The following is a 12,718-nucleotide window of genomic DNA, read 5'->3' as shown; positions in this document are numbered from 1 at the left end:
AATTTACTTACAAAAATAACTTTCAATACATCCACATACACGTTTTAAATCACTATCTGATATACCGTAGTACAGTGGTAGCCTAACTAACCTTGAGCTAATACTGGTTGTGAACAGATCTTCACCGCAGAAACTACCAAAATTTGCTCCAGCTGGGCTTGAATGCAAAGGAACATAATGAAATGGCGTCATAATTTTATGTTCCTTCATATAGCTTATAAATTCATCCCTTTGCGTATTTGACTTTAAGAGAAAGTAAAACATATGAGCATTGTGCTCTAAGTCCTCAGGAATTGTAGGAAGGAAAGATTTATTTAAAAATTTAGATAGACTATTAAAGTATTTATTCCAGACATCTAATCTAAAACTATTTATTTCTTCTGCTGAATCTAACTGTGCCAATAAATAAGCTGCTTGTAGTTCACTCGGTAAAAAGCTTGAGCCAACATCTTGCCAAGTATACTTATCTACTTGGCCATTGAGGAACTGGCTCCGATTAGTGCCTTTTTCTCTTATAATTTCAGCTCGACTGATTAAATCTGAATCATTAATCAAAATAGCTCCGCCTTCACCTCCCGAAGAGTAGTTCTTAGTTTCGTGAAAGCTAAAGCAACCTATATGCCCAATAGTTCCTAATGCTTTTCCTTTGTAAGTTGACATAACACCTTGAGCAGCATCCTCAATCACCCAAATGTTATGTTGGTTTGCTATATCCATGATCTTTTCCATATCACAAGATACACCTGCATAATGTACAGGCACAATAGCTTTAGTTTTCTTTGTTATGGCCTTTTCAATTAGAGACTCGTTAATGTTCAGGGTATCAGGTCTAATATCAACAAATACGATTTTTGCTCCTCGCAATACAAAGGCATTTGCAGTAGATACAAAGGTGTAAGACGGCATTATGACTTCATCACCTTTTTGTATATCAACTAAGATAGCTGCAAGCTCTAGAGCTGCTGTACACGAAGGTGTCAACAAAGCTTTCTTAGTTTTAAAGTTAGACTCTATCCAGCTTTCACATTTTTTTGAAAAAGGCCCATCTCCGCATAATTTATCGGATGCTATTGCTTTCTGTATATAGTCGAATTCATTGCCTACTTTTGGTGGCCGGTTGAAATGGATCATGTTATCTAAATCTTACTCTAATAAATGGATAAGGAATCAGCGAGTTATTATCTTCGTCGTACATTGAATTAATTTTTAGTAAGCCCTTTCCACACACTACCACAGGACACCCAGAGTCAATTAAAAGCACCTTCCCGACGTGACGGTTCGTAACTTTTAAGTCTTCATATACTTCTGCTGAAACAATGGTAACTGACTTATCTTTAACTGTTGTTTTTGCATGTTGATAAGGCGCACCCAAAAGATTTATCTTATGAGCAATGTCTTTTGCATCACAGCCCCAATCAATTAAATAATCCTGATTATCAAGCCAAATGCTGTAAGAGGCTTCACCTTCAACTTGTTTGCGGGAAAAAAGCCCTTTTCCTGAAATTATCTGACTAACAACATCTTCAAAAAGTTTTTCATAACAATAGGATATATTTTCAATAAGAGAACTAATTCGAATTGGGTATCTTACATCAATAGCTTGCTGATTAATTATTTCACCTCTATCGTAATCATCATGGCCAAATAAAACCGTAACACCAATTTTAGGCTCTTTGTTCATAGCTGCATTAACCAGAGGTGCAAACCCCCTATAAGATGGTAATAATGAGTCATGAAAAACAATCAACTTATCGTTCTCAACGTCTCGAATCATCCAACGCCAGCCAATCGCAAATATATAGCTATATTGAGAATACGATATAGCTGAGTTTCTCTTCTCGACACTAATACCATTTTGTACGCAAAGTTCCAAAGATTGAGAAGCATAGTCATCTGTAACCTGAGAGTCTTCGCCAACAATTATGTGGATTTTTACATTTTTATGAAAGCCATTTTTTATTAATGCAAGAAGACATCTATACCCTTTGTAACCCAGAGTGTTAACTGCTATCGATAATGTGTTCATTTATCAATAATCTCTAACACATAGCTACCATATCCACTTTTGACTAATGGTTGCATAAGTGTTTTCAAAGTATCTTTGTCAAGCCAACCATTATTAAATGCTATTTCTTCTAAGCAGGCTATTTTATAGCCTTGTCTTCTCTCAATAGTTTCTACAAACTGTGCTGCTTCGAGTAAACTCTCATGGGTTCCGGTATCAAGCCAAGCAAATCCACGCCCTAAAAGCTCTACATTAAGCTCACCCCGCTTTAAGTATGCATTATTCAAGCAAGTGATTTCTAATTCACCGCGAGCTGATGGCTTTACTTGCTTCGCTAGTTCAATGACTGAGTTATCATAAAAATACAACCCGGTAACGGCAAAATTAGATTTGGGTTTTATTGGCTTCTCTTCCAAAGATATAGCTTTCAAAGAAGAGTCAAACTCCACCACACCAAACCTTTCAGGGTCCTTAACTTCATAGCCAAAAATTGTAGACCCCAAACCTGCTTCTGCATTTTCGACTGCCTTTTTGAGCTTTGGAGAAAAGCCTTGCCCATAAAAGATATTATCTCCTAGTACTAAAGAAACACTATCTTTACCTATAAACTCTTCTGCTATTATAAATGCTTGAGCTAAACCATCGGGACTTTCTTGTATCGCATATTCTAAAGAGATACCAAATTTACTTCCATCACCTAACAAACGATTAAAAGAATTTTGCTCCTCAGGAGTCGTAATAATCATTATTTCTCTTATCCCTGCTAGCATCAGAACTGAAATGGGATAATAAATCATAGGTTTGTCGTAAATAGGAAGTAACTGTTTTGAAACCCCTTTAGTGATTGGGTACAGCCTCGTGCCAGAGCCACCTGCAAGTACGATACCTTTCATAACTAATAATCTCCCTTTGGAATAGTTCCTAAACGTTCTCTTTTATAAGAGCCATCCTGTACACTCGCACACCACCTTTGGTTATCCAAATACCATTTAACTGTTTTCTTCAAACCTGTCTCAAATGTTTCATCAGGCGCCCAGTTAAGCTCTTCTTTCATTTTTGTTGAATCAATAGCATACCGCCTATCGTGTCCAGGTCGATCTTCAACATATGTTATAAGATCTGAGTAACTATTTTCTTTTGGTACTAGTTCATCAAGGATATTGCAGATGGCATTCACTACTTCAATATTCTGTTTTTCATTGTGCCCACCTATATTGTATGTTTCACCTAATCTGCCTTCAGTTACAACTTTATATAGTGCTCTTGCATGATCTTCAACATATAGCCAATCTCTAATTTGATCACCTTTTCCATATATTGGCAGTTCCTTTCCATCCAACGCATTTAAAATTACAAGTGGGATTAGTTTTTCTGGAAAATGGAACGGGCCATAATTGTTTGAACAATTGGTAACAACTACTGGCAAACCATATGTTCTAGCCCAAGCCCTTACTAGGTGATCGCTTGAGGCTTTACTTGCTGAATACGGGCTACTTGGTGAATATGGTGTTGATTCTTTGAATAACGGAAGTGGCATGTCTGATTCATGAATATCGCAAGGGTGTGGTAAATCGCCATATACCTCATCAGTCGATATATGGTGAAACCTGAAAATGTCTTTTTTATCACCGCTTAAATCGGCCCAATATTCGCGAACCACCTCTAATAAAGTATAGGTTCCGACAATATTTGTTTGAATAAATTCAGCAGGTCCTGAAATTGAGCGATCCACATGACTTTCAGCAGCTAGGTGCATAACAAAATCAGGTTTGAAGCGAGTGATTACAGATTTAAGCTTCTTTTGATCACAGATATCTATTTGCTCAAACTCATATCTCTCGCTACTTGAAACTGAGTTCAACGACTCTAAGTTACCCGCATATGTTAGTTTATCAACATTTAGCACACTATCCCCAGTATTATTGATAATGTGGCGTATCACAGCTGAACCGATGAATCCTGCACCTCCTGTAACTAAAACTCGCATTTACCAAATCCCCTTTGTATCCACGATGTAATCACTTACTACTTTATTTAGTTTAAACTCTTTATGGTCTACCAAAAGTACATGTATATCTGCTGATTGATGTGCTACCTCTAAATCAACTAATTCAATCTCTGAAATTGATTTTGGTAGTTGAGTAACATTTGGCTCCACTGCAAGTAACCGACCTGCATGGTAAGCTTTTAATTCTCTTGTAATATTCAATGCTGGGCTTTCTCGTAAATCATCAATATCAGGCTTAAATGCCAACCCATAGCAAGCGATTGTTACATCCTTAACTGCTCTTTCTGGATGTAATTGCATGAAACGCTCAATGGAAAGCTTAACCTTTTCTATAACCCAATATGGTTTGCCATCATTTACCTTTCTAGCTGTATGTATAAGTTTTGAGAGTTCAGGAGTTTTGCTAACTATAAACCAAGGATCTACTGCAATACAGTGGCCTCCAACACCGGGGCCTGGCTGTAAAATATTAATACGTGGGTGGCGATTAGCTAACGATATAAGCTCCCATACATTTATATCTAGTTTATCGCAGATAATCGATAACTCGTTAGCAAAAGCGATTTGCACATCTCGACACGAGTTCTCAGTTAGTTTTGCCATTTCAGCAGTACGAGCATTAGTAATTACGCACTCGCCTTGTACAAAGGTTTTATATAACTCTACAGCTCGAGCAGAACAATTTGCTGTCATGCCTCCAATTACGCGGTCATTTTCTACCAACTCACGAACTACATGTCCAGGCAATACACGCTCTGGGCAGTGAGCAATATTTACATCAGCATTTTCTCCCGCTTGCTGCGGGAAACTTAAATCAGGGCGAGCCGCAGCTAGCCAACCTGCCATTTGCTCAGTAGCTCCAACTGGCGAGGTAGATTCAAGAATAACTAAATCTCCTTTCTTTAGTACTGGTGCAATTGCTTCACTGGCTTTATGAATATAGGTTAAATCGGGTTCTGGAATTTGTGAGTCGTTATTTTTAAAAGGAGTTGGCACCGCAATTAAAAAAGCATCAGCTTGCTCTGGTGAAAGCGTTGCGTTGAGATAACCTTCTTTTACGGCTGCATGAACAATCATATCTAGCTCAGGTTCAACGATATGGATTTCACCTCGATTGATTGTGTCTACGGCATGCTGATTAACATCCACACCAATTACTTTCTTTTTGCGAGAGGCAAACATCGCTGCTGTTGGCAATCCAATGTAACCCAAGCCAACGACCGAAATTGTATTAAATGACATACTTTCCCTTTGAAAATCTTGAAGTTTAAAACTGCTTACTGGTGTTTATTTAGCTAAAATATCGCAGATTCTTTTGCATGCATTTCCATCACCATAAGGGTTATGGGCTCTGCTCATTTGCTCGTAGCTTTTCTCATTAATTAGCAGTTGTTCTAAAGAAGTGGTGATTGCTGCTACATCAGTCCCGACTAACTTTACTGTCCCAGCTTCTACTGCTTCCGGACGCTCAGTGGTATCGCGCATAACTAGAACTGGCTTGCCGAGGCTGGGCGCCTCTTCTTGGATACCACCAGAATCTGTTAAAATAACATGTGCTCTATTCATTAAATAAACAAAAGGCAAATATTGCTGAGGTTCTATTAAGTGAACATTGTCAATATCGCTTAAAATGCGATTAACTGGCTCTTGCACATTTGGATTTAAATGCACTGGATATAGGATTTGGCAGTTTGGATGCGCTTTTGCAGTCTTAGCCAGAGCTTCACAAATACGCTCAAATCCACCACCAAAGCTTTCTCTTCGGTGACCTGTAACTAAGATAAGCTTTTTGCTCTCATCCAACATGGGGAATTGTGCAGCTAGAGTATTGCTTAGATCGGAGTCTGTTTCTATTTGATGCTTAACCATTAGCAAAGCATCGATCACTGTGTTACCCGTAACAAATATATTTTCATCATGGTAATTTTCAACTAGCAAGTTTTGTTTAGAGGTCTCAGTGGGAGCAAAGTGGTATCTGGTAAGCGCCCCTGTAAGCTTGCGGTTTGCTTCTTCTGGCCATGGAGAGTATATATTGCCTGTACGCAACCCTGCCTCGACATGACCAACTGAAATTTGTTCATAATAAGCAGCTAAGCTTGCTGCAAATGTGGTTGCAGTATCGCCATGTACTAAGACCACATCTGGCTTAAACTCTTTAAGTACTGGGGTAAGCTCTAATAAAATTCGGCTTGTCACTTCTGGTAGCGTCTGCCCGGCTTTCATTAGGTTTAAATCATAGTCAGGTGTAATTTTGAATAACTCTAAAACCTGATCTAACATCTCTCTGTGCTGTGCTGTAACACATACTTTGGCATCGAAGCGTACATCTTGCTTTAGAGCGTGTACTAAAGGTGCCATTTTAATTGCTTCTGGTCTTGTTCCGAATACTATAAGTACTTTCACAGAGTGTCCCTTTATTTTTTCTGCTGGTTTATTTAGAAATGCCGATTGGATTTTAGGAGGCTTTACTTGTCTTATTCAGCCTCCCTATTCATAACGCCCTATATCTTCATGCAGAGCTATTATTCTTCGAATTAAATTCGCAGTTGAGTAACCTTGATTGGTTATTTTTCAATCTCAACATAATACCACTTTATACACATTGAGTTGTTATGTTGCACCAACTTCGGCTTGCCCTATGTCTCACAATAACAACTCATCTTATTGGTCATAACATAAGGTCGTTGCTACGAGTCGCGACGTAAAGTCGCTGCTACGAGTCGCGACGTAAAGTCGCTGCTACAAGTCGTAACGTAAAGTCGCTGCTACGGGTCGTAACGTAAAGTCGCTGCTACGGGTCGTAACGTAAAGTCGTTCTACGGGTCGCAGCATAAAGCCGCTGCTACGAGTCGTAACGTAAAGTCGCTGCTACGAGTCGTAACGTAAAGTCGCTGCTACGAGTCGCGACATAAAGTCGCTGCTACGGTCGTAACGTAAAGCCGTTCTACGAGTCGCGACGTAAAGTCGCTGCTACGGGTTGCAGCGACATAACCTGCTATGCTTTATCTGATTTGTACTCGTAGTTGTAGTAGCCATAGTAACCATAGGCATTAGTTGATTTACGAACAACACCGTTGAATACCACCCCTTTTACATCAATACCATTTTGCTCAAAACGATTTCGTGTAATTTCTAGCTCTTTTGCATGGTTTTGACCAAAACGGGTTACTAGTAATGTTGTGCCTGCATGCGCACTCACAATAGCAGGGTCTGTCACCGCTAAGATTGGAGGAGTATCAACAATAACTAAGTCGTACATTTTGCTCACTTCACCAATCAACTTGCTAAAGTTTTCATGCATTAGTAGCTCTGAAGGGTTCGGCGGTATTTGGCCTCGGGTCATTACTTGCAAACCTTCAACTTGGCTTGGCTTAATCACCTGCGCTAAATTCAATCGGCCAGAGAGGTAATCACTTAAACCGTCATCCCATTTCATGCCAAACTGAGTTTGCAGGTAGCCTTTACGCATATCAGCGTCAATAACAAGAATGCGTTTGCCACTTTGTGCCAGCACAGTGGCAAGGTTTACGGTAATAAAGGATTTACCCACGCCAGGACTTGGGCCTGAGATAGCGATAACATTGTTTTTTGCTTCTAGCATAGCAAAGTGCAAACTAGTACGGAGGCTACGTAGCGCCTCAACGGAAAGGTCTGCAGGGTTATCCATGGCGAGTATCGATTTTGCCTTTGCCACTTTGCCCTTGCGTGCCTTTGCAAAACCTGTGAGTTTTACTTGGTACTCTGAAAATGGCACGCTGGCATATACTGGCAAACCTAACGCTTCTATTTCCGCAGGGTCTTCAATACCTTTATGCAGCGCTTTTTGCACTAGTACAATCGCAACGGCTAACATTCCACCCAACATGGTTGCCATCACAACGATTAGTGCTTTTTGAGGTTTGACTGGCTGAGTAGTATTTACCTCTGCGTAATCCACTATGCGAACGTTGCCTACCGTACCCGCACGCACAATATCTAGCTCTTGCGTTTTACCCAAAAGCAGCGTGTAGATTTCATTATTTACCTCTACATCACGCTTTAAGCGTAGCAGCTCGCGCTGAGTCTCTGGTAAGCCTTGTACTTCACCAGCTAATTCGTTGCGTTGGCGCTTTACGGTATCAATTTGCTCTACCACACCGCGGTAAGAAGGGTGCTCACGTTTAAATTTACGACCAAGTTCTAAACGCTTTAGCTCTAACTCTTGTAGTTTAGTTTCTAATTTTACAATTTGTTCTAAAACGCCTTGTGTTTCTAGGCTAATATCAATGGACTCTTGGCGAATCTGGTAGTCATTAAAGGCTTTTTCCGCGCGTTCTAGGTTACGTTTAACTTCTGGAAGCTGCACCTCTAAAAACTCAAGAGACTGCTGCGCCTCCGCGCTATTACGCTCCACGTTGCGACGCACATAAATACCAGCCACTTTGTCTAGCACTTTCTCGGCATATTCAGGGCTTTCATCTTGCAGCGCAAGGTTAATAATACCTGAGTCTTTCCCCTTCTCAGACGCTGATATTGCACTTTGCAGATCTAAAATAGTCTGAAGACGGTTACGTTTAACGATTGAAAACTCGGTCTCTGGACGTGCTATCAAAGTCTTAATGGTCAGCTCAAATTGACCTTGCTTTACTTCTTCGCCCACTTTACCTGCAAGTACTTCGTCACCATCACTTGTTAATAATGCAAATGACTCTTCCGCTCTTGTTTGTAAAACGAATTCTTCACCGATTGCACTACTTGGCACTTTAAATCGGTGTATTTCAACTTGCTCACCACCCCACGCATAAGAGCTTGCGCCAAGGCTTGACTCTGCTACTTCGCCTTCACTTTGTGCAACAAATTTACGGAAGCTGCGGCCACCAAATAGTGGAAATAGTTTTGGCTCAACAACGGTATCTAAATTTAATGTGTCGACCGCTTCACCAATGACGCTTCTAGATTTTAGTAGCTCAATTTCGGTTACTGCGGCAGAGGTACTTTCAAACATACCAGACATATCATCAAAACCGGGAACAGAACCGCCCTTTTCCTCTACCTGTACCATTGCAGTTGCTTGGTAGATTGGTGTGCTAAATATTGCGTAGGCTATACCTAACAGCATAAATAGTGCAGTAATACCTGCGATAAAAAATTTAGCATCTAATAATGCGCCAACTAGCGCCATTAAATCGATTTCTTGCGTCTCTTCTTTTGATGACTTTTGATTAGAGATAAGATTTGGCTGAGCATTCATATACTCACGGATCCTTATAAATACTGTTGCCAAGCGCCACAGGCGCTATCGATAAGCTCATAAACATGCTCAAACGCTTCACGTGATTGGCGATACGGATCTGGAATTTCTTTATCGCCAATCCATTTACCAAGTAAAAAGGTTTTGCCACGAGCTTGAGGGTAACGGCTGCAAAGGTCAGTTAAATGCCTTTGCTCCATTACGAGGATGAGACTATTTTGTGCGACCAAGGTACCAGTTAACTGGCGGCCTTGGTGCTCACTCATGTCGATTCCTTGTTCTTTCGCCAACTCCTGCGCTAATGCATCAGCGGCTTTTCCTTCTAGGGCGGTTAATCCAGCTGACGAAACAGCTACATTTTTGCCACTTAGTTTGTTTTTTAGCAGATACTCTGCCGTAGGACTGCGGCAAATGTTACCTGCACAAACCATTAAAACACTATCAAACATGAGTACTCACAATTACTGATTTTCTATATCTTGAATCGCATCCACTGTAGACAGTGAAGGCAATAATAAACTGATAACTTTGTTCCAACGAGCAAGTGGCGCGCTAGTCACATACACAATATCTTGCGGCTCGAGTTCAAACTGTTCAGCAAGTACTAGAGAGGCTACGTTTTTAGCATGTAGCTGATATACATCTGCAAGCACACCATCTTTTTGCAGGTCGCGCTTACGCAAGACAAAAACACCGTTTGCGTCTGCTGTACGCTCGTTAAAGCCACCAACATCCGTTAGTGCTTCAGCTAGGCTTAAACCATAGCGGTTTACGTCTACTTTGCCCGCTTTAATCACATCACCCAACACATACACGTTGCGTTTATCATTACGACTTACGTGTACAATATCACCGTGTCTAAGTAAGCGGTTTTGTGAAATATCACCTTCGGCATAAAAATCATCGAGTTGAATAACTTCAGTTTTGTCACCACGTGTAAAGGTTACCGTTTCCCAATCGGCGCTTTCTGTTAAACCGCCGGCTTGGTTTATCGCATCAATGAGTGTCACTGGAGTTTCTGTGATTGGATACACACCAGGTTTTGTAACTTCACCGGTTACATACGCTTTTTGGCTTTTAAAACCAACCACTTTTACGTCGATTTGCGGCTCTTCAATAACACGACTTAGCCTTTTTGCGAGGTCAGTTCTAAGCTCGGTTACTGTGCGACCAGCAGCAGGAACCTTTGGCGCATAAGCAAAGTTGATTGTACCATCGGCTTGAACACGGAAACCGTCAAACTCTGCTGTTCGTTGTACAGCTGCTGGAATGGTGAGTTCAGGATGATCCCATACACCAATGGTGATTACATCACCTACACCAAGACGATATTCATAATTTGAAACATCAATACCCGCGAGCGACGAGTGATCAATTTGTTTCGCTCGTTTGATTTTATGTTCTTGCACCAATTGCGAGTCGATAATATGAATATTTACTTTTTCAAGATCTCGCTCAAGGTTTGCAGTTTGTTCACCAGAACCTATTCCTTCGAAATGGCCACCTGGAACGAGTGTACAGCCACTCATTGCAAGTAATACAGTTGAAGCAATGATAGTTTTACAGCGTAGCGCCATTGTATCTTCCCAAAAGTGTTTATAGTCTTTTCTTTTAATTACTTTTATTGCCTTTTACTTAATAACGTAAAGACAACAGAAATTTCGTGGGCTAATTAAAGCATGCACGATTGTTAATCGCAAGTGAGTACTAGGTTTTGCAGCTGTTCTCACTCTTAGTTCCGTGTTTTATCTGCTATGTGATAAGAATTTGTGTCTTAATCCCGCAAATTTTCACCTGAGCCCTTTATTTAGCACAACCCGTTTTATTCACCATTTCGCAACTAACACACTAAATATAGAACGAAGAGCTAATTAATACAGTCTCACTAAGATAGAACGTCTATTCATCTACCATCTAGGGACACAACTGCCTGACTCAACCCTTCTCAATATATTTAGGCACGCTTCCGCCCTTAGGTTGCAGCTCCTAAATGCTGTTCTAGTTTTTATTTGTTGTGCTTCGGCCGCAAATATATCTCAAGGTGATGTATCTACACTTAACTTAACGCACCCAAATAAAGTGCCGCTCAGCTAACAGCCATAGCTTTGTGCTTTTACAGTAGCTTGCTGCTGTGTTATCCAGCTAATTTACTATTCTTAGTAGAATCAAAGTTGCAGAGTAAATCCAGCCTACAGGGGCCAAATCCACTCACACCGTTCTGTTTTTGCTCTTTTGAGTAGAGAAGGTTTAAATTTCAACTTCAGATAACTTAACCGACAACACAGTACACCTTTAATATTACAAATAAATAAGAATAAAGGATTGATTTTTCATTGTACCTTTTTGATTGTACTGTTATCAACAACTATTCTCGTATACTGATTAAGCAATTTAATTAATAAAATGCTTCGAACTTCTCCGTCAGGTTGTTGAAATATTGCGTGAATATCCTTATAGCAACCGTCTGTCAACTGAACCAGATCGCCCTCTTTCAAGTCACATTGCACCTCAACATTGCAAGATTGCATGAGCTCATTAACTAGTTCATCCGGTACTATTTGCAGATCCATTCCATATCGAATGAAATTAGCAACACCTCGAGTGTTTTTTACCGCAGAAAAGTGTGAAGAATGTGGATCAAGACGAACAAATAAATACCGTGGAAAAAGAGGTTGTGTTACCGCTTTCGCACTTGAGTTTTTTTGTTTTATGAAAGTCGGGAAGCAAGATACGATCCCTTGACTTTGAAGATTTGACTGTGCTCTGAATTCCTGTTTTGGTTTACAGTAGAGCAAATACCAGCATTCCATGCGTTGCGTTCCTATAAATAAGCCTGACGGTTTAGGCTCACTATTATACGTATATTCTCAATTGCGTCCACCCTAAAACAGTGCCAATAAAACGCAAACAGCAGCTTTTTTAGCAACGCTTTGTAACGCCAAGCTATTTAGTTAAGTGCGATTACACAACATTAATTTTAAGCACATAAATGAATACTCCCTACAAACTAAAGTGAGGTAGAACCTCATGATCTCTTATGTTCTAATAAAGATAGATAACACTTTCTACTCGTTCTCTTCGCCCAAAAACTGTTATTTCAGATATGGCTTTTCAAAAATACTGTTGGAAGCCAGTGGCTCAAAACGATAAAGACCTAGCACACTTACAGTTGCATAGTTGTTAATAATAAGAACAAAATTTCAACCTTACTTCCTATATGGAGTATTACTCACCCACTAGGAGTAACTTAGTTGAGGATCTCTCAAATGTTAGAGTGCGCGTTAAAAGCGTATTTTACAGTAAAGAAAAGAGCGGACTGATTAATTTGCTTGCAATAGACCAGCTATTGGCGCACAAATTTGCCTTGTATTAAGAAATAATGTCCACTTCCCCTTTAATGGCACACCTCTAAACTGGAGTTTTCCAACTTAGTGCGGTAAATCGCCGGAGGCAAGTTACCAAGGCTCTCATGTGT

The 12,718-nt window shown here is 40.2% G+C and carries 10 protein-coding genes; all 10 read right to left on the bottom strand.

All coding sequences use genetic code 11. The features are described 5' to 3' along the window. Positions 1-3 precede the first annotated feature (3 nt). The 10 genes from rffA to rfaH all read right to left on the bottom strand — a co-directional run bounded on the left by rffA (position 4) and on the right by rfaH (position 12,053). On the bottom strand, positions 4-1,131 hold the full coding sequence (gene rffA / locus MHN32_RS20235) for a dTDP-4-amino-4,6-dideoxygalactose transaminase (RefSeq protein ID WP_239422634.1): 1,128 nt from the start codon (positions 1,129-1,131) through the stop codon (positions 4-6). Between the two features lies 1 nt (position 1,132). Next, positions 1,133-2,026, bottom strand: a complete 894-nt coding sequence (locus MHN32_RS20230) for a formyltransferase family protein (RefSeq protein ID WP_239422633.1) — start codon at positions 2,024-2,026, stop codon at positions 1,133-1,135. Next, positions 2,023-2,898 carry a glucose-1-phosphate thymidylyltransferase RfbA gene (rfbA, locus tag MHN32_RS20225; RefSeq protein WP_239422632.1) on the bottom strand — a complete coding sequence of 292 codons (876 nt, stop codon included), beginning with the start codon at positions 2,896-2,898 and terminating at the stop codon, positions 2,023-2,025. Before rfbA ends, MHN32_RS20230 begins: the two co-directional genes overlap by 4 nt. A 2-nt stretch (positions 2,899-2,900) precedes the next feature. Further along, positions 2,901-3,992 (bottom strand): dTDP-glucose 4,6-dehydratase, encoded by a 1,092-nt coding sequence (rfbB, locus tag MHN32_RS20220; RefSeq protein WP_239422631.1) that lies wholly within the window; start codon positions 3,990-3,992, stop codon positions 2,901-2,903. Then, positions 3,993-5,255 (bottom strand): UDP-N-acetyl-D-mannosamine dehydrogenase, encoded by a 1,263-nt coding sequence (gene wecC, locus MHN32_RS20215; protein ID WP_239422630.1) that lies wholly within the window; start codon positions 5,253-5,255, stop codon positions 3,993-3,995. A 45-nt stretch (positions 5,256-5,300) separates the two neighbouring features. Continuing rightward, on the bottom strand, positions 5,301-6,416 hold the full coding sequence (gene wecB, locus MHN32_RS20210; protein WP_343224418.1) for a UDP-N-acetylglucosamine 2-epimerase (non-hydrolyzing): 1,116 nt from the start codon (positions 6,414-6,416) through the stop codon (positions 5,301-5,303). A gap of 592 nt (positions 6,417-7,008) precedes the next feature. Next, positions 7,009-9,243, bottom strand: a complete 2,235-nt coding sequence (locus tag MHN32_RS20205) for a polysaccharide biosynthesis tyrosine autokinase (protein ID WP_239422629.1) — start codon at positions 9,241-9,243, stop codon at positions 7,009-7,011. A gap of 14 nt (positions 9,244-9,257) precedes the next feature. Then, a complete protein-coding gene (locus MHN32_RS20200; protein WP_010605767.1) occupies positions 9,258-9,692 on the bottom strand; it encodes a low molecular weight protein-tyrosine-phosphatase in 435 nt (144 codons plus the stop codon). 12 nt (positions 9,693-9,704) lie between these two features. Beyond that, positions 9,705-10,820, bottom strand: a complete 1,116-nt coding sequence (locus MHN32_RS20195) for a polysaccharide export protein (RefSeq protein ID WP_010605768.1) — start codon at positions 10,818-10,820, stop codon at positions 9,705-9,707. Between the two features lie 753 nt (positions 10,821-11,573). Next, entirely contained in the window at positions 11,574-12,053 is a 480-nt protein-coding gene (rfaH, locus tag MHN32_RS20190; RefSeq protein ID WP_010605769.1) for a transcription/translation regulatory transformer protein RfaH, read from the bottom strand. Between the last annotated feature and the right edge of the window lie 665 nt (positions 12,054-12,718).

Source organism: Pseudoalteromonas sp. Of11M-6, from assembly GCF_022347905.1.
GTDB lineage: Bacteria > Pseudomonadota > Gammaproteobacteria > Enterobacterales > Alteromonadaceae > Pseudoalteromonas.
The sequence above is the reverse complement of the archived record's forward strand: the minus strand, read 5'-3'. Positions and strand labels throughout refer to the sequence as shown.

What these genes read in the sequence shown, in the direction of transcription:
- MHN32_RS20200 (WP_010605767.1), bottom strand. Translation starts at nt 9,692, where the DNA reads ATGTTTGATAGTGTTTTAATGGTTTGTGCAGGTAACATTTGCCGCAGT.
- rfbB (WP_239422631.1), bottom strand. Translation starts at nt 3,992, where the DNA reads ATGCGAGTTTTAGTTACAGGAGGTGCAGGATTCATCGGTTCAGCTGTG.
- MHN32_RS20230 (WP_239422633.1), bottom strand. Translation starts at nt 2,026, where the DNA reads ATGAACACATTATCGATAGCAGTTAACACTCTGGGTTACAAAGGGTAT.
- wecC (WP_239422630.1), bottom strand. Translation starts at nt 5,255, where the DNA reads ATGTCATTTAATACAATTTCGGTCGTTGGCTTGGGTTACATTGGATTG.
- MHN32_RS20205 (WP_239422629.1), bottom strand. Translation starts at nt 9,243, where the DNA reads ATGAATGCTCAGCCAAATCTTATCTCTAATCAAAAGTCATCAAAAGAA.
- rffA (WP_239422634.1), bottom strand. Translation starts at nt 1,131, where the DNA reads ATGATCCATTTCAACCGGCCACCAAAAGTAGGCAATGAATTCGACTAT.
- rfaH (WP_010605769.1), bottom strand. Translation starts at nt 12,053, where the DNA reads ATGGAATGCTGGTATTTGCTCTACTGTAAACCAAAACAGGAATTCAGA.
- MHN32_RS20195 (WP_010605768.1), bottom strand. Translation starts at nt 10,820, where the DNA reads ATGGCGCTACGCTGTAAAACTATCATTGCTTCAACTGTATTACTTGCA.
- rfbA (WP_239422632.1), bottom strand. Translation starts at nt 2,898, where the DNA reads ATGAAAGGTATCGTACTTGCAGGTGGCTCTGGCACGAGGCTGTACCCA.